The following is a 17,178-nucleotide window of genomic DNA, read 5'->3' as shown; positions in this document are numbered from 1 at the left end:
TTAATAGATTATTTGTATGAATTACTGCATGATTATTTTCGATAATTTCAATATTTTTACGATTGACTTGTACACAAACTCAATCATAATCGAGTAAACATAAATGAGAAAGAAGAATAAAAATTAAAGATATACTTACTTTTATAATTTAGCATCATCAATAACTATTACTATAAAGTTTATAGCCATCAATAATTTGCCAATGATAACTTGTACATTGAGTTATTAAGTAACTAGATTTTACTAATATAAAATTGCAACTAGAAAGATAAAATAAATCAGATAAATGCCATAGATTAACTTGAGCCATAAATGTTACCATTTGATTGAAAATCATTTGTTAACATCAAAAACAGAGAAGCAACAATGCACTAAGAAGAGGGTAAAACCTCACAAACAAATCCGATTCAGATTACAGAAGGTTTACACATAATGGCTACACTAACAGGATTAACATTCGGTGGTAAAACTTGGACTCCTAAATTTGTTCAAGAAATTGACCAAGAGAAATGTATCGGTTGTGGCAGATGTTTTAAAATCTGTGGACATAACGTCTTGGTATTAAAGGCAATGAATGAAGAAGGGGAATTTGTTGAAGATGAGGATGACGACGAAATCGAAAAGAAAGTCATGACTGTTGCTAATGCTGATAACTGTATTGGTTGCGAAGCATGTGCAAAGATTTGTTCTAAAAATTGCTATACCCATGCATCAATAGAAAATTAAGTGCTAAGATATCTTATTTCTTTGGGTTTAGGTAATTCCGCTTGGCAAGATTTGGAATTATAGATTATGAACTAGAGATTATGGATTATGAAATTATCGTGCTACGATTTTTCGGCAATCCATTTATCTATTAGAATAGTTCATTTGGTTCTATTTTAAGGGGAATGTTCTCTATCAACTAAATCGTAAATCCTGATTTTCTCTGATTTTACATAATTGATTTAAATAAAATTTAAATAAATATAAGAAAATCTCTTCATATCCCTGATTTCTCCAAGAAGTCAGGGATATTCGCGGGATATTGGCATTCACATATTTTATAAATTTAATATTTTATAACTTTAATTTTTATGTAGAATATATTAAAAAAACGTGAAAATTAGCCATTAGAACATTTATCTGTGTCACAACTAAATAAGTCAAATTCTGTTTAATTACATCTTCTCGATTACATTTTCTCGATTATATTTTCTCGGAATCAAGCTTACAGAATTGACAGCATGTTTGAAAAGTTTTGGAAGGTATAATTTGTCATTCTGAGTGGAGTTTTACGGAACGTATGCGCTACTCGACGAGAAGGCGTACCACTCCGTGGAAGCAAGCTACGCGTAGGCTAGAATCTGAAGTTTAGCCCACATACTGAGATGCTACCCTACCTAGCCCTAAGAGGGCGGCTACGCCAACGGAACGCGAAACGCGAACGGGAAGTCTTTCGCCTACGTTCCTCAGCATGACAACACAGGATCATTCATTTTGTGGCTTACTCTAATACGATCGCAAATGAAATCCCACACCAGAAAAATTCAACAATAGGGGTAACTGGGGTTGCTGCTTGCCGGAGAATTGACACTATCGCGCTAGCTGTACCCATTCCGCCAAAATATAAACCTGTTGCCAAACCAGCGCGATCGCCGCTCATCTAAAGTTATATACGTGGGATATTTTGGTTTGGATCTGTGGATGGATACAAATTTGAGAAAATTTTTGGGCAATTAAGGTAGTTATCTATTATTTTGCAGTTCTTGTATCCTTTCTCTCAACAGACGAACTTGAGCAGGTTTGTTACGAAACCAGTCTGTTGACCAAATACGGTGAATATTCCAACCTAGTTTTTCCAGCACTTGTTGTCTTAAGCGATCGCGGTCTCTCGCTGTCGGGGTATTATGGTAGGACGCACCATCGCACTCAATCCCTAACAAAAACTCTCCTGGGTGGTTTTTATCAACAACTGCCAGGTCAATTCTATACCCAGAGCATCCCACCTGGCTACGAATAACATATCCTAGCTCGACTAAGGTATGGTAAACATCTTCTTCAAATGGGGAGTCAAATTTAAGCTTATCGGTATAAAGATTACCTTCGAGTCGTTCACCACCACTTGCCGCATATACTAAGTAATCGCGTAATAATCTTACACCTTCGCTTTTGCTGCGCGCTAAATCGATGTCACCCGCAATGATAGAAGAAACTAGGGTAATTTTGCATTTTGCTCGCGTTACAGCTACATTTAAGCGTCGTTCTCCACCTTGTTTAGTCAAGGGACCAAAGTTGAGAGTAAACTTACCTTGAGAATCACGAGCATAGCCAATACTGAGGATAATTGCATCTCTTTCATCACCTTGAACGTTTTCTAAAGCTTTGAGAAAAAACTGAGGTGAGTTATCGCTGCAAAATTTATCAAAATTAGAATTTTTTTGTTTTTTTGCTAAGATTTCTAACTGTTCCTGTATGGCATCAGATTGAGCTTCGCTAAATGCAATAATACCAAGGGATTGTTCGGAAACCCTTTGAAAATGCTCTAAAGCTAACTGAGCAACAACTTCTGCTTCACGTTGATTATCTCTGCGTCCACCGCGATCGTAAATACCATCAGGAACATGCTTAAAATATACTCCTAAATCTGGATTTTGAACCGGATTGGGAAATGTTACTAATTCAGAGTCATAGAAATACTTATTTGAGAAAGTTATTAAGCGCTCATCTTGACTGCGGTAGTGCCATTTCAATGTGCGTCCAAACATAAAATTTGAACATTCATCCAAAACACTTTCATAGCTTGCATCATCCTCATCATTAATATCCTCTTCACTGTCTCCAGTTGAGAAAAATGATGTGGGGGGAAGTTGCTTTTTATCCCCAATCACAATAACTTGATTAGAACGAATAATCGAGGGAACAACATCTTCTGTGCGAAGCTGTGATGCTTCATCAAAAATCAGAACATCAAAATGTACCACATTAGCATCAATATATTGACTAACTGAAAGTGGACTCATCATCCAGCAAGGTTTTAACGCTTTAACTAAATTTGGTGTCCCTCTTTGTGTGTCGTTGAGGAGTTTACGGATGGGCAAATGTTGTCTTCTTCTGTTCACTTCTCTTTGCAGATTTGGTAACTCAGTTAGAGCAAGTGATGTTTTTTCCCAATTTTGCCAGCGTTCTACGTGAAGCTGTTTTAAACGTTTTCTAGCAGCATCTAGTTGGTTATAATCTAGTTTGGAAAACTCTTTGATTTGTCGTTCGTGTACCTCAATATTAAAGTTCTTTAACTCAGGCTTTACAGCAAGAATAGCATCAAGACATATTTGATAAATCCGCTTTTCGAGAACTGTAAACCACAATTTTGGTTCAATTTGGTTGTCACGCAAAGCATCCAAGAACTTAGTAGTTCCCAGATTTTCGAGTTTCTGATAAGTTTCTTTATAGGTCAGCCATTCTTGAAAGTAAGGCAGTTCAGATTGAGCTAAGTTTAAGAAGCTTTCTAGTTCAATAAAAGTAATTTGATTGCGAGGTAAGTAAGAATCTGTGATATTACTTTCCTCGAAGTGCGACAGTAGAAAGTCTAATCCTTGCCTGATATTATTATGGGTTGACTTATATTTATTGACTAATTCATCTAGTTCGCGTCGTTTGGCAGGAGAATTTATAATTTGTTGCACAGAATCAGGATTGATCGAATACTGCTGTAAATCAGCCAGCCAATTTAAAGCTGTTTCAATTTCTTTTAACTCAGCTTTGCTTGAAACTTCTGGATCAAATAAATTCCCAAAAGTCTTACGAGAAGGATAGTTAATATCACGTAACTTATTCCTGATGATTAAAATCGGATTTGGTTTATTTTCTCTTAAAGCATCTAAGAAATTTTGAACTCCTAAGTTTTCTAATTGCTTATATATTTCTTTGTATGTCAACCATTCGCGGAATTCAGGCAAGTCAGATTCAGCCAAATTTAAAAAAGTTAGCAGTTCGCCAAATAAAATTTGGTTACGAGGTTTATATTGCCCGATAATATCATTCTCATTAAAGTACGAAAACAAGAAATCTATACCCTTCTGAATATCCCCAATAAGGTATTCAAGTTGCTCAACTATTTCAGCTAAACTACGTCGTATAGAAGAGGAATTTAGAATATTTTGAACGGAATCAATAGGAAGCGAATATTTTTGTAATTCAATTAGCCAATTTAAAGCTTTTTCAATTTCTTGTAAATCGGCTTCTCTCGAAATTTCTGGATTAAATAAATCACCAAAAACTTGACGAGCGGGGTAATCAATTTGATGCAGTTTTTTTTGTAAAAGTTGAATGGAGTTATATTTATTATTACCAAAAAAATTAAATAAATTTAAGAATATATTTTGATTTCCTTGATGTCGTTTATGATTTTCAATTTCTTGAACATCTTTTTTGAGAATAGAAAAAGCATTCTTAGCAAGTGCAATATTTACTCCTATCCAATTATCTGGTAAACTCAATGGAACTTTCAATATATGTTGAATAGCAGAATAGCTATTCTCTATAGACCTCATATTCAACAATGGTTCAATCCTTAAGATTACTTCTATCTGTTGGCTAATTGCCTGAGTAGAATAAATTCCTTGTAGAAGCTTTCTTATTTTCTCTTTTATTTCTAATTCCAGTATCTCAGAGCAAGTATTTAAATTGCTTCGTGCCCAAATAGTGGTTTTTTCTCCTCTTAAAAAGGGTAGAAATGAAGAAAGCTGATCGAGTAAATTTTGCGTTTCTTGCGAAAGTTTATTTTTTTCAATCTCTTGAACATCTGTTTTTAAAATCGCAAGGACATTATGAGCAGTTATTACATCGACTCTAACCCAGTTATCTGGTAAGTTTAAGGGAGCTTTTATTATATGTGATAGGGCTGGATCGCACTTATCTAAAGACTCCAAATTCGACAAAGATTGAATTTTTAGAGTTACTTGTAATTGTTGATTAATATTTTTTATTGAAGAAAGTTCTTGCTGAAATTCCTCTATTTTCTCCCTAATTTGCAACTCCAGATCATAGGAATAAGAGTTTAGAGAACTTTTTGCCCAAATAGTTGTTTTCTCTCTCTTAAAGAAAGACAAAAATTGTGCTAATTGATTTAATAAATCTTTTGCTTCTTGTAATCTAGTAGGATTCCATTGATTGAAGTTAGAAAATGTGATATTGATGCTGGGAACTGCTTCCCGTTCTTTTTGTAAAAGCTCACCAAATATCTCGAAGGGTGATTTATCTAAAGGTTTTTCTTTGACGTGTAAACTGGTAAGATATGAATTTAGAGATTGACGTGTAGAAACAAGCGTTTCAAAGAAAATATAGTCATTTTCGACACTATAAATTTGCTCAAGATATTCAATAGTTTTCGATAAGTTTTCTATAAGTACGCGCTTATTTGTTGTTCCACTGTGATGGAGATTTAGACATATATGCTCTAAACCACATTCAACCATACGTTTATAAACGACACTTAAAGCTGTCTCTTTTTCTGCAACTAATAAAACTGATTTGCCATCAGCAATCAGTTCAGCAATCATATTCACAATGGTTTGACTTTTTCCCGTTCCTGGTGGACCTTGAACCACAAAACTAGAACCAGATTTTGCGGCTTCAATTACAACCTGCTGACTAGAATCAGCATCAAGAATTTGAAATATTCGTTCAGGTTTAATTTTTGGATCTAGAGTAGATGCAGCTAAAGGTTCTCTATAATTAGATTGATATGTAGTTAAATCGCCAATAATTGCTTGTAAAATTGGGTGAGCAAAAATTAGAGCTTCGTTTTCAGTAATATCCCGAACCATTGCAGCTTTTGCATAGGAAAATAATGAGAGAAATACATTCTCTTTAATTTCCCAGGTTTTTTGTTCTGCTAATAGCTCTCTAATCTCGTCAATAATCTCGTTATAATTTAATCCTTGGATAGCTTCTTGCTCTGGAAGCTCAATACCAAAAGTTTGCTTTAATTTTTGTGCCAAAGTTGGATTTAATACAATCTCTTCGTCTAAAACGGATATCTTATAAATATCTTGTCTAGGTTCTTTAATTAACTCTACAGGAACTAAAACTAGTGGCGATCGCAAAGCATCTTCTGGTTTATCCTTGTCGTACCAAGTTAAGGTTCCAATCGCTATAAATAAGCTGTTCACACCTCGTTCTTCAAATGACCTTTTAGCTTCACTACGTAATTTTTTAAGCCGTTTTAGCCGCTCATTACCAGTTTGCTTAGTTATTAATTCGAGAGGATTTTTGTCTGCTGGTAATGCTCTAGTTTCTCTCGACTGAATAATATCTTGATTGTCACTATCAAGCATTTGAAACTTAAGTTTTTTCTTGCCTTCTATCAGGTTATGGAAGAGAATTTCTGGTTCATCTGTGACTATTTCCAAAGTACGGGGACTATCTTCCTTAAACTTGATGAGAGGATTTCGCCTTCCCAAATCAGCCAATCCAGCTTTCCACTTGGCAATTTTTTTAACAAAGTTTTCTTGAAAGTCAGAAGTAGACTGTTGCATACTAGTATTTTACCAGGTAGAGCGGTTGTATAATATACTAGCAATTTTTATATGAGATTGTATAATTGACGTTTCAAACTTCCGCTTTGAGAGCAAGACTCAGCAATAACTAAACTCCAACTTCTACTAAATCCGAATATTCATCATCCATTGAGGTGCGAAAAAAGAACATACAACCCCCATTGGTGTACGGTGTATGGGTTGAACCAGGTTCGGAGCGTATGTAGTCAAAACGACCATTCTGTGCTGTTGTTTACCAACATGGGTGAGTACAAAATTATTCCCAGTTAGAAAACATCAACAAATAAATTGCCCAAATTGTTGCAGGGGTGGGGTCTCCCCACCCTCTTCCCACCCTCGCGAATGATATGATTAAATGTATGGTTGGTGATGTGGGAAGTTGATGGGTTTGGAAAATCAGAAAAGGGATAAATCTCTTTTGAATTCTACGCTCTCTCCTCTAACTCTCTGGACAAACTGTTTTTTGATGAATGGAGAAGTCATTGCCGCAAGCAAGCCACCGTAATCCAGGCTAAAATCTACTTCAGTTCCAATCTTTAAATAACAGTTTTTGCTGTCAAGAATCAGATGATCGCTGCTAGCACCGAGTATTTCCAAATCGCGATAGGGTTTTAAGCCAGATATTAAAGTATCCTGTTTTCCTAGCGCAATAACAACTCTTCGACGAATGCCTCGATCTTGAAAACTGGGAATGTTACCGAAACTATCCTGACCAATTTCTCCAAAGGGTAAAGATGGCTTTTCTTTTGATTCGATCACTTCGGCAATCAACTTGAAAGCACTAGTATACATTCCGGGAATGGCTTTGCGATTAGTGGTTTCACGACCTAAAAGAATCGATTCCCCCAAACGCAGGTTGTTAATGCGTCCAACTTCCCGTGCTGATTCGTACCATTCATAATTGGCTGAATTTCCACCGGAAACTATTTTCAAGTTGATTTTAAATTCTTTTTCCATTGTGTCAGTTAATTCAGACAATATACCCATTTTTTGATTATCAGGCTTAACCCCACCATAGCAGGCTAAATTACAGCCTAATCCAATGATTTTTATATGGGGCAAGGAAAGGACTTTTTTAATGAATTGATAAAGGTCACAAGGAAGTATACCTTCTCGCAAGTCACCCAATTCCACCATAATAATGATTTGGTGAATTTTATGATGGATGTTTGCATAACGTGATAGTTCTACGATTGTGTCAATTTCCGTATTCAGGCTAATATCCGCGTTGAGTACAACTGCTTCCGCTTGACTTAAAGCAGTGCGTAGCAGGACAAACTGCGTCGATAGCTCGGCATCTTTCATTCTTTGAATATTTTCAATGCGAGAGTCGGCTATAAATTTGACTCCACCTTGAATCATTGCTAAAGCGATCGCGGGATTTCCTAGTACTGCTTTGGAGACTCCCATTAAGGAAATGCCTTTTTGCCCATAAAGTTCGGATAATACCTGAGCATTATGCCGTATCTGGGATAGGGCGATTTCTATTCTTGGCATAAACGCGTTCATACATTTATATTTAAATGTTCAGCGTCTAACCCATTGCCAGTATAGGAACGGTTTCTGAATGCTTTCGTTTGATAATTTGATTCAGCTTGGGAAAGCGATCGCATAAAGTTTGCACAAGTTTTTCACATCCGTAGCTTAATACATCTGTGGTTGGCAATCGCAAACGCTGTTCATAATCCTCTATAGTCGTTTCAACTTGTTTGTTCGTTAAGTTTTCGTGACTTAATGCGATCGCAATTATCTTAGATTGGGAAATTGCCTCAATTAGTTGAATTTCGCTTTCAATAGCGGGCATTTTCAAAAGCGGAAAATCACAGCGAAATTGTCTCGCAGGTGGATGTTGGAGAATAACGCCATCGGGCATACTTCCTTTTAAAATCGCTAATGAACCCATAAAGGCAGGATGACTGACTGCACTTTGTCCCTCAACTAAAATAATATCTGGCTTTTCCTGTTCAAATGCTTGGAGAACGGCATTTTCTATTTCACCAATCACAAACTGGGAAACGAGTGCATCAATTGCAACTCCATACCTTGAACCCTGCATTAAACTGGTTTGCCCTGTCGCAACCATGATCGATTTTATTCCCAGGTTGTTTAGGGCTTTGTTTAGTTCCACTGCGGTAGTCATTTTCCCACAAGCACAATCTGTTCCTAACATGGCAATTACAGGAACATTTACTTTGGATATTTCACCTGTGAAAACATGTAAATCTTTTAAGTTTGGCGGTTTTCTGATGTCTTGAATTTGGATACCGCACTCTTGTGCCATCTGGATAAACTCTCTATCTTCAGAAAAGAACTCATGCAAACCGTTAATTATATCCATTCCTTTTTGCATAGCTTCTAAGATGAGAAGCCTTTCTTCAATAGATATACAAGCTTCTAAGGGAGCTTTTCCGTAGATGTAGCAATTTGGCACTTTTGGCAAATGACCCAAAGCTTCAGTTAAATTAGCAAAAATGGGAATATAATTCTTTTTGCTATCTAATTCTTCCCCTGCATCTTTACCAGCTAATGAGCTATCAATAACCCCAACAATCTCATAAGTTTCCGAGTGTCTAACCAAACCTGCGGCTGTTTTTCCGTCCATTAAGCCAAATTGATTTTCGCAGTAAACCAAGGCTGTTTTTTTCACGAAAGACATAAGTAACCTATTCAAAATGGAATATACCCTCGCTGAATTTCACTTGGACTGGTGCGTTGGCAAGGAAATTAGCGTCTTAAATCGAGATGAAAATTAAACGATAGTTGATGATTTGATTTGAATCGATTGTTGTTTTGACTTGGTTAAAGCTCGACTTAGCTTAAATTACAGAATTTTTCTGTAAACTTCGATTCATTATCTATTTTAACACACTACATTAACACAACGTGATTTTCATGGAACCTCTTTGCTATAAACTAATCGTCTCTCCCCTACGTAGCTTGCTTTCTCGTTCGCGAAGTGGTAGAGAGGGATAAAAATACAATGAAAAGCCAAAATAAATTATCCAAAATTGTAGGGGTGGGGTCTCCCCACCCTTTCAGATGATATAGTTGTTAAAGCTCGTCCATGATGAAACCCGGAGTTTTTTTAGCAATTCAAATACGTCATTGCGACGTAAGGTAGACGCTACTCTCCGAGAAGGCTTCGCCAACGGCTACCTTCGGAAGTCACTTCGTGCCTACCCGCAGGGTAGCAATCTCAAGGTCTTTATGGAAAACTACAGTTCTCAAGATAGACGAGGTTTATCTATACTACAAACATCTTAGAAGTTGACTAATATAGAACCCCTCTCCCCTTAGTAAGGCTAGGGTGTATACACAAGTTTGATTCCCTTCATATCCCGGAAATTATCCCCCCTAACCCCCCCAGGGCTGTTTCGTTCCCTTTTAAACAGGATTTGTCAAGATAGTTAGCGATAAATGCCTAAGTAAGGGTGACAATTAAATGAACTTTTAAGCACTCAGGTATCCGTAGTTTTGTGCGTTTTCTCGACACGCTGGTAACAAAATAACCAGTGTTAAATTGCTAGAACCCTTGATTTTTAAGGTGTTTTAGGGGATGAATCAGCCCTGCCTTTCCAAGAGGGGAAAATAAAAAGTCTAATTCCCTCCCCTTAGCAAGGGGAGGGTTAGGGTGGCTTACAAAGGTAGGTATTTTGTATTTGGTCGTTTTTTGTCTATTTCAGACTACGCTCAAATCCTGAAACAACGAAACCTCGTTAGGTAGTTGAGAAAATTCTCAACTATTTCCGAGATTAAAAAAACCCTACCCTTGAAAGGGTTAGGGTGGTGGGGAAATTCAAGTACTTGTGTGTACACCGTAGTTACTAAGGGGAGAGGCTTAGAAATATCAGTTTTGGCAGATAAAAAGTCTAATCTTTAACCGTTTTCAGTATATACGGTGAGAATATTTTATTTTTTTGGAAATCCCTAGCTATTTTTTCAATTGCAAAGTTACTGGCTGGTGATAATTAGAAGTATAACCTTGTACAACTTCTGTACCTGATGGAGTGAATCTTAAGGCTAAAGACATGCGGATTTTACCACTATGATTGTGTAAAGAACAATGCATAAGCTCATCAGTAAATAAGACAAATTCACCAGGTTTTAATACCACAGGAATTGCTATTTTTTTTATCTCTTCAGGAATTTCAAACAGGTTATTACCACTAAAAGGATCGGTAATTTTTATACGAAAATGTTCCTGATAAATATTTGGGATATATTCAAAACCATTGTGTTCATTAACTTCTGTTAAAGCAATATAAGCATAAATATTTTTAGATTTACCTTTAACCAAGTTAGGATAAACATCTTGATGCCAATAAGGAATCATTTGTTTAGCGGGATAATTGACCCAAATTTCAGACCTCCATAATAATATATTTTCTCCTAAATGTGCGGTTAATTTCTCTAATAAGTTTTCATCTTGACATAATTGCATAATCATGTCTGAATCTAAGTGTCTTTCCATATTGAAATGTCTTTTAGACAATTGCAATAATGTCATGAGAAATGAACCTAAATCTTTCTTAATAATTGCTTTGATGAAGTGATTTAATAATAGTTTTTGAGGATAATTTGGTAATATATCATCAAATATTTTATCTTTAATTTCAGTCATCTCTTGACTAGTTAAATTGAGGCTATATACACAAGCTGGTATAAACAATTTCAATATTTTATACTCATAGAACACTAGCATTAACCCAGCAAAAATTTCGTTATGTAGCTTGCTTCAACGTTGCGCTCTGTGCTTTCCGCTTTCTTAGAGGGTGTTTGAAAAATCAGCCAGAAGAGCCAGCCAGGGAATAAATTCCCTGTCTAATAGTTAGAGGACTTAATAATAAGGTTTTTGGCGCGTTCGGAGTTTCCATTCAATTATTGCCCCTACGTTAATAGGAACCTGAGTTTGCCGAAACAACCAATCGACTTTTGCGGAGAATTGGAATTAATTCCCGTCAGAGTTAGATTTTACCCTCCCGTTGCCGCATTTATCCTCGAAGGCGAGCGACGACATCCAAATCAGCAAATAGGGAAACCAGTAAAAGATAAATTAACCGGGGAAATTTTGCAAGTTGATTATACTGTACCCTTACCGCGACGTTCCTTCGACGAGTTTTTATTGTGGGTACATCGCTATATCGATGCAGCAATAATCATTTCACCATTAGAATTGGCAGAAAAACATGTCTCAGCAGCACAAAGATTAATTGATAAATATCGAATTGATTGAGGTTTTGGTCAGTAAGGGACTTCCAGAAAATAAAATCTTCAAATCATATACTTACCAACACTATCACATTAAGGGTGGGGAGACCCCACCTTTCAAGGGTAGGGTTTTTTTAATCTCGGAAATAGTTGAGAATTTTCTCAACTACCTAACGAGGTTTCGTTGTTTCAGGATTTGAGCGTAGTCTGAAATAGACAAAAAACGACCAAATACAAAATACCTACCTTTGTAAGGGAGACCCCACCCCTACAATTGTGGAGAATTTATTTTTGGTGTTCCCTAACTCAATTACGATCGCAACTAACAGAACTTTTTTGGCAAACGAGTAATCTAAAATCAGCGCTACAAGGATTTCTCTATGCAGTTAAGTGAAAAATGCCGGAAAATATTCCTCGATGCAATCGAAAGGCATATTGCTGAACAAAATCAATCTTTAAGGATAACGGAAAAAGCTTGTACCCCGGAAACCTCCAAGCAAACAACCCTTTCCACCAATTCGTGAAAAATTACCGTTAGTTCGCGATCGCAGAATTTATCCCAGAGGGAGTCATTTTTGAGGATATCTTCGTACAATTCATACCTAGATGCATCTGAGGCAGCAAAAGCTTCTTTTTGGTTGCAAAGGTTCTCTAGTCTTTGTTGCTTAAATGCGATCGCGCTTTTTAAGTCTGTGTCGTTTAGTTGCTTCAGAGTCAAGATTTGTTGTTTTAATTCCCGTACCTCAACACTTTCTTCCTGTTCTGGTTTGTCCATCAGACTACTTGCGATCGCGGATGCTTTCTCTTTGATTTTGGTAATACAAACTGCGATCGCTTCGTCTCGTTGGTAGTATTTTCGGTAATCACAAATTTTTTTCTTACCAGCAGTTGGATGTGCCCCATTACACCGCAAGTAATTATTCTCATAGGCTTCCCCACTAGCCGATTTGACTTTGCTGGTGATTTTTTTCATTTTTGTTCCACAAACACCGCAGTAACAAAGTGATACCAAAGGGTTAGTTCGGTACTCCCTTCTCCCACAAGGGTTTTTACTTAAAATTGCCGCAATCTGATTAAATTTTTCAATACTAATGATACCTTGATGTTCGGAAGCTAGTACTAGGGTTTTTTCTTTGTCTTCTCCGTAGTAACGCAACATTCCACAAATCAGAGGATTTTCCATCCATCTTCTAAAGGAAGTTGAATTATGGGGAAAATCCAAATGATTTAAATGACTAACTCGCTCTAAGCCGTAATTGTCACACATCTCGCGCACGGTTTGTGTTAAGTTCCCATTTGCCAAAAACCTGTCAATCATCTCTAGGGCAATTTCGCAATAGGTTTTATTTGTATTTTTATATAAATTTAAGTTGGGTTTGATAGAATCACCATCTTTAACAAAACCAAAGATTGCTTGATATATTTTGCGTTTCTCCTGATAAAATCTGTGTCCTTGAATCGAGTTATGACGGTTTTTATCTCGGACTTGTGCAGACATAGCAGCTAATATCCTACTGGTAAATAAACCTTCTGGTGTCTCCAAATCTAAGCTACCACCATCGAGGAAAATTAATTCAACCCCAAACTCTAATAATTCGTTCTTCGCTTGTTCCCAACCCAATGGAGAGCGTGTAAATCTGTCGAAACAAGGAACGATAATTTGATCTACCTTCCGCGATCGCACCTCAGATAATACCTTGTTATAACCAGCCCGCTTCTCACTAGCACCACTTTCAATGTCCCAGTATATCTGCTCATCCCTCAAACCATGTTGCTTCAGTCGTTCGATATAACGCTCCAATCCATGTCCCTCTGTATGTTGTCTCTGGGTTGAAACCCGGCAATATCCCAACGCTCTTGATAAATCGCGCATATTTTCTCATCAATACTTTCCATTTCCCAAGGATAATCTTTATAGTGTTATTCAGCAAGACCTAAGGGATACGCGGACCAATAGAAGAAGCTCTAATTGGTACACCAATTCAAAACCCCCGCGATCCAATCGAAGTCGGACATGTCGCACGCTCTTTCGACTCATGCTTAGTTTGCACAGTTCATGCTCACGATGCCAAAACAGGGGAAGAATTAGCCCGTTTTAGAACCGCATAAGCAGGTTTAAAACACCTTGGTAAACACCAAAAAATAAAGTGTTTCCAATCGTAGGGGTGGGGTTTCCCCATCCTTCAAATTATTAGTATGATTGATAGTCTCTAAATTGGAATATTTTATTTTCTGTAAGTCACTGATTCCCAAAAAGTAACTGGGAATAAATACCTAAAATTTCCATTAATCAACAAATTTGCAACTAAAAATCACAACTAAAATCAGTAGCGAAATTTACTATTTTATTTTGCCATAAAGGTTAATCTTTAATACTAGTATCTGAAAGCATCACTTCATTAGCTATTGGTCATCAATTATCAGTGCTTTGATTTTTGAAAAAATACGGTAACGCACCAAATCGTAAAACAATAGTGATTTTGACGGAAGTCAGAACCCATCCCACAATACCTAATTTTGTTCAAGAAATCAAAATAGTCCTATATTAATTAAGGAAAACAAATGTCTGAATTTGAATTACATTCGTATCTTCCTCGTCTCCCCGAAGAAGCATTAAAAGAATTTACAGAATGGTGCGTAATAGAACAAGCTACAGAAGCTGGATTTGAACTAATTGTAGATGAAAGTAAATTAGCAAATTTAACACCAGCTTATTACATTGAAGAACTTGTTGACCAGTTCGTACAAGCAACAAGAAACTCAATTGCAGGTGGAATGGCAATACTTGCAGCAGGGAAACAAGCTGATACCAATGCTTTGACAGGAATCCCAATCGTCGTAGATTTTATTTCACTCTATGTAAAATACTTAGTTCCTAAAGGTGAAAAAAATATACTACCCATAGATGAAAAATTAACTCAAGCAGCACAAGAACAGTTTGATAAATTGTGTGAAATTGCCCAGAAACATGATGTTGATTTAAAAGCTTAAATTTAGGCTAATATTTTTCATTCCTAGCAGAAATTGGTATGTAGAGATGCTCGACTATATTGCATCTCTACCGGACTTTTTCCCATTCTGCTACCCATTTATCAACCAAATTACCCATCCTCATGCTAGGATTCCCAGACAACCATTGAGGAATGGGGGCAATAATGACACTAGTGTGGTTAATTAGACATGGTGAAAGTGAAGCAAACGCTGGTTTTCCTACCGATGAACAAGCAAATATCAAGATAACTGAAAAAGGACATGAGCAAGGCAAGCAAATAGCCTTATCTTTGTCACAACAGCCTTCATTGATAGTTACTTCACCATTCGTACGTACTAAACAAACCGCTCAACCAACCATCGAGCGATTTTCTTCAGTTCCACAAGCAGAATGGCAAGTTGAGGAATTTAATTATTTAGCAACAGCACGACGTAAAAACACAACACTTGCTGAAAGAAAACCGATGGCTGAAGAATATTGGCAACAAAATGACCCTTTTTATGTAGATGGAGAAGGAGCAGAATCGTTTGCGGAAATGATGAGTCGTATACATAATTTACAAAAACAAATTCGAGATTTACAAGATGAATTTGTCGTCATATTTACTCATGGAATGTTTATACGAGCATTTTTGTGGTCGCTAATTTTTAATTCGGTTGAAGCTACCCCCAAAAGTATGCGGGAAGTTCATATATCGCTAGATTTTTTTAATATTCCTAATGGTGCAATTTTGAACTTGCAAACACAGAATCAAAATATTTGGATAGGTGGAATATTAACTTCTCATTTACTTGATTTAACTGCTCTTAATAATGCTGATTGAATGTAGATTTAATTGAATATAAATTTAATCTCTTATGCTCACAATAATTGGTTGTGGAAATCTCAACCGCAGTGATGATGGAGTCGGTGTAATTATCGCTCAACGTCTCCAGCAATATTTAATAGAAAACCCCCATCCTGACGTGCGTGCTTACGACTGTGGAACATCAGGAATGGAGGTAATGTTTCAAGCACGTGGAAGCACAAAGCTAATTATTATTGATGCAAGTTCGACAGGTTCCCAACCAGGAGCAGTATATAAAGTTCCTGGTACAGAATTGGAAGCTTTACCCGAACCGAGTTACAGCTTACATAATTTTCGTTGGGATCATGCGATCGCATCTGGCAAAAAAATATTTCAGCAGGATTTTCCCCAAGATGTGACAGTATATCTAATCGAAGCCGAAAATCTCGGCTTTGGTTGGGATTTAACCCCTGCTGTCCAAAAAGCTGCAAATTTTGTGATAGAAGAAATTGTGAGTCTGCTGAATTAAATACAGGTTGAAATCAAGAATAATGTAGGGGCAAACGGTTGTTTGCCCTAATTTTTATGCACCTTCTTGATGTTCTCGATAAACTTCCAGTTCATCAACGCGCATTTCAAATGGGATTCCTTGCGCTTCTGGTGGATAGATACGAATTTTTCCACTACTCACAACTTTTTTGAGCAATTTTGCCATTGGTGCCATCTTCCGCAAGACTTGCCAATTGGTAATTTGGTCAGGACACTCAATCACTAAAGTCAACGTACCATCAATGGTTTTAACATACCAACGACAGTCAGAAAGTAAGTCCTTAATAGTGCGATCGCACCCATTATAGAAGTATTTACTTATCGAATATTCAAGCTGTTGACGCAGAATGATATCTGCTGATGTTAATTGAGATGGATGTGAATCTTCGTCGTTAAAGAAGTACTTTGCCATTTCCCCCTCGCTTAATCTCCTCTAATTAGTTTTGAATTACAATCGCGAACAATATTCCTCTATATTCCATAAATTCTTTATTTCATTGTTATCAAATGCACACTCTATCTTCAAACGATAATATTTAATTTTCTCGACGAGAGATAGGAAGAAAAGCACCGATACAAAGAAGATTGAAATATATCCAGCCAAAACCTGATGCACTCGCAAATAACCAGCTTAAGTTAACTGATTTTGTTATAAAAGCGATTCACAACCAATTCTTGGTCAACTTTGCTTGTCCAAGCTATTTTAAAAATCGCAAAGAAAAATTGCAAAAATTTTATGGTTAGAACCAACTATTAATGAAAACTTAGGATGGAAGATTGCCTGAACAAATCTTCTACAGATATATCTAACTTCCGGAAAATTTGAAACTTTTTAATGGCTTTATTGGCAAACAGTCGAGATTATTTTCTCTGGAAAACTATTTTGGGCAAACCAATCCTGTTCAAAATAATTAGTCTCATCATTCAAAGAGATATATTTTTTGAGCAGATATAATTGGGTAAGTTGTGTTTCTGTCGCAGTTAGTGCTATATTAAGAATCCGATTCAGTCGCTGAACTTGATTTTTAAACAATAGCTGATAAGCGAATTTATCAGTTTTAGCTAGAGATATCACTCTATCTAGACTATTAACCAAATAACCT

General features: G+C 36.6%; 13 protein-coding genes and 1 pseudogene. 7 read left to right on the top strand and 7 right to left on the bottom strand.

Features of this window, described 5'->3' with window-relative positions; translation table 11 throughout:
* Window positions 1–432: 432 nt before the first annotated feature.
* Together fdxB and CK510_RS32730 are read left to right on the top strand one after the other, a co-directional pair.
* Window positions 433–726, top strand: coding sequence for a ferredoxin III, nif-specific (gene fdxB / locus CK510_RS11495; protein ID WP_095721833.1), 294 nt, complete (start codon window positions 433–435; stop codon window positions 724–726).
* 755 nt (window positions 727–1,481) lie between these two features.
* Window positions 1,482–1,649 carry a hypothetical protein gene (locus CK510_RS32730; protein ID WP_211293172.1) on the top strand — a complete coding sequence of 56 codons (168 nt, stop codon included), beginning with the start codon at window positions 1,482–1,484 and terminating at the stop codon, window positions 1,647–1,649.
* A gap of 78 nt (window positions 1,650–1,727) precedes the next feature.
* Here CK510_RS32730 and CK510_RS11490 read toward each other — a convergent pair whose 3' ends face one another.
* The 4 genes from CK510_RS11490 to CK510_RS11475 all read right to left on the bottom strand — a co-directional run bounded on the left by CK510_RS11490 (window position 1,728) and on the right by CK510_RS11475 (window position 11,160).
* Window positions 1,728–6,518 (bottom strand): DUF4011 domain-containing protein, encoded by a 4,791-nt coding sequence (locus CK510_RS11490; RefSeq protein ID WP_095721832.1) that lies wholly within the window; start codon window positions 6,516–6,518, stop codon window positions 1,728–1,730.
* A 417-nt stretch (window positions 6,519–6,935) separates the two neighbouring features.
* On the bottom strand, window positions 6,936–8,036 hold the full coding sequence (locus tag CK510_RS11485; protein ID WP_211293171.1) for an alanine/ornithine racemase family PLP-dependent enzyme: 1,101 nt from the start codon (window positions 8,034–8,036) through the stop codon (window positions 6,936–6,938).
* Between the two features lie 37 nt (window positions 8,037–8,073).
* Window positions 8,074–9,195 carry an N-acetyltransferase DgcN family protein gene (locus tag CK510_RS11480; RefSeq protein WP_095721830.1) on the bottom strand — a complete coding sequence of 374 codons (1,122 nt, stop codon included), beginning with the start codon at window positions 9,193–9,195 and terminating at the stop codon, window positions 8,074–8,076.
* Window positions 9,196–10,470: 1,275 nt separating this feature from the next.
* On the bottom strand, window positions 10,471–11,160 hold the full coding sequence (locus tag CK510_RS11475) for a phytanoyl-CoA dioxygenase family protein (protein WP_158224885.1): 690 nt from the start codon (window positions 11,158–11,160) through the stop codon (window positions 10,471–10,473).
* 288 nt (window positions 11,161–11,448) lie between these two features.
* Between CK510_RS11475 and CK510_RS11470 the strand changes: the two genes are divergently transcribed.
* Window positions 11,449–11,772, top strand: coding sequence for a WYL domain-containing protein (locus CK510_RS11470; RefSeq protein ID WP_245912076.1), 324 nt, complete (start codon window positions 11,449–11,451; stop codon window positions 11,770–11,772).
* Between the two features lie 423 nt (window positions 11,773–12,195).
* Here CK510_RS11470 and xisF read toward each other — a convergent pair whose 3' ends face one another.
* A complete protein-coding gene (gene xisF / locus CK510_RS11465) occupies window positions 12,196–13,620 on the bottom strand; it encodes a fdxN element excision recombinase XisF (RefSeq protein ID WP_095721827.1) in 1,425 nt (474 codons plus the stop codon).
* A gap of 65 nt (window positions 13,621–13,685) precedes the next feature.
* Here xisF and CK510_RS11460 point away from each other — a divergent pair.
* From CK510_RS11460 to CK510_RS11445, 4 genes and pseudogenes are all read left to right on the top strand, one after another.
* Window positions 13,686–13,856, top strand: a pseudogene (locus tag CK510_RS11460) (nickel-dependent hydrogenase large subunit); the annotation flags it as partial.
* 453 nt (window positions 13,857–14,309) lie between these two features.
* Entirely contained in the window at window positions 14,310–14,738 is a 429-nt protein-coding gene (locus CK510_RS11455; protein ID WP_095721826.1) for a hypothetical protein, read from the top strand.
* Between the two features lie 164 nt (window positions 14,739–14,902).
* Window positions 14,903–15,562, top strand: coding sequence for a histidine phosphatase family protein (locus tag CK510_RS11450; RefSeq protein ID WP_095721834.1), 660 nt, complete (start codon window positions 14,903–14,905; stop codon window positions 15,560–15,562).
* A gap of 34 nt (window positions 15,563–15,596) precedes the next feature.
* The gene (locus tag CK510_RS11445; RefSeq protein ID WP_095721825.1) at window positions 15,597–16,055 is read left to right on the top strand and encodes a hydrogenase maturation protease; all 459 of its coding nucleotides are present in this window, start codon (window positions 15,597–15,599) and stop codon (window positions 16,053–16,055) included.
* Window positions 16,056–16,109: 54 nt separating this feature from the next.
* Here CK510_RS11445 and CK510_RS11440 read toward each other — a convergent pair whose 3' ends face one another.
* Together CK510_RS11440 and CK510_RS31685 are read right to left on the bottom strand one after the other, a co-directional pair.
* Window positions 16,110–16,487, bottom strand: coding sequence for a hypothetical protein (locus tag CK510_RS11440; RefSeq protein ID WP_095721824.1), 378 nt, complete (start codon window positions 16,485–16,487; stop codon window positions 16,110–16,112).
* A gap of 429 nt (window positions 16,488–16,916) precedes the next feature.
* Window positions 16,917–17,178, bottom strand: a 262-nt coding sequence (locus CK510_RS31685) for a hypothetical protein (RefSeq protein WP_158224884.1), incomplete at its 5' end; no start/stop codon positions are given.

It is taken from the genome of Brunnivagina elsteri CCALA 953 (assembly GCF_002289455.1).
Taxonomy (GTDB): Bacteria; Cyanobacteriota; Cyanobacteriia; order Cyanobacteriales; family Nostocaceae; genus Brunnivagina; species Brunnivagina elsteri.
The sequence above is the reverse complement of the archived record's forward strand: the minus strand, read 5'-3'. Positions and strand labels throughout refer to the sequence as shown.